The sequence below is a fragment of the Peribacillus sp. NPDC056705 genome (assembly GCF_043656335.1).
On record NZ_JBHTYI010000222.1, the window covers coordinates 1 to 1,223 of the forward strand.

The window sequence follows — 1,223 nt, forward strand, 5'->3', positions numbered from 1 at the left end:
GTAATTATACTAGGATAAACGATATCTTGTAATAGGATATAATAAGTGACATTATAACCATAAGATCAACAAATTATAAAGTCTAGAGGAGGCTAATTCCCATGGAACGAGTCGTTATCACAGGTATGGGCGTCATTTCGCCGCTGGGCCATGATGTAGATACATTCTGGACAAGACTTCACCGGGGCGAATCCGGTATTACGTTTATAGATGCTTTTGATACATCCAGGCAAAAGGTGAGAATTGCGGGCAGCGTCAAGGAATTCGATTCCTCTGCCCTGTTCGGTGCCAAAGAAGCGCGCCGAATGGATCGATTCTGTCAGTTTGCGCTGGCCGCGGCAGAACAAGCCATGGCCAGCTCCGGGCTTGACCTGGCACAGATCAACCGGGAACGTATGGGGGTATACGTCGGCTCCGGCATCGGGGGAATCCAAACGTTGATGAATCAGAGCGAGACGCTCGCTTCCCGCGGTCCGGAACGCATAAGCCCAACGCTGGTGCCGATGATGATTCCGAATATGGCGGCCGCCATGATCAGTATCCATTACGGCGCGCTCGGTCCCACCCTCGCTCCGGTTACGGCATGCTCCATCGGCAACACCGCGATTGGCGAGGCGTTCTATCATATTCAGGCGGGTCGCTCGGATATTATCATCGCCGGGGGAGCGGAAGCAGCCCTGACCGACATCTCACTGGCCAGCTTCGCTAACGCGACCGCACTCTCTACCCGCAATGAGGAACCGACCCGAGCCAGCCGTCCGTTCGATTCGGCGCGCGACGGCTTTGTCATGGCTGAAGGAGCGGGCATCCTGATACTGGAATCGCTCTCCCATGCCCAAAGCCGAGGTGCCACCATCCTGGCTGAAGTGATCGGATATGGCGCCAGCTCGGACGCCTATCACATGGTTGCTACGCCAGAGGACGGCAATGGGGCAGCGCGGGCGATGAGACTCGCCCTGCAGGAGGCAGGTCTCTCCCCGTCCGATATCGACGTCATCAGTGCGCATGCGACGAGCACCGTCATCGGCGACCGCTCGGAGACAACGGCGATTAAGCAGGTGTTCGGCGATACCGCCTACCGCATTCCGGTTACGGCCAACAAGTCCATGACAGGCCATATGCTGGGCGCCTCCGGCGGCGTGCAGGCGATTGCGCTTGTGAAGGCCTTGCAAAATGGCGTCATTCCGCCTACCATAAACTTGGATCAACCTGATCCTGGATGT

The 1,223-nt window shown here is 56.6% G+C and carries 1 protein-coding gene; it reads left to right on the forward strand.

Translation table 11 applies throughout. From position 1 onward, the window contains the following. Positions 1–101 precede the first annotated feature (101 nt). Positions 102–1,223 (forward strand): beta-ketoacyl-ACP synthase II (gene fabF, locus ACFRAK_RS29125; protein WP_394573217.1); only part of this gene is annotated, 1,122 nt, incomplete at its 3' end.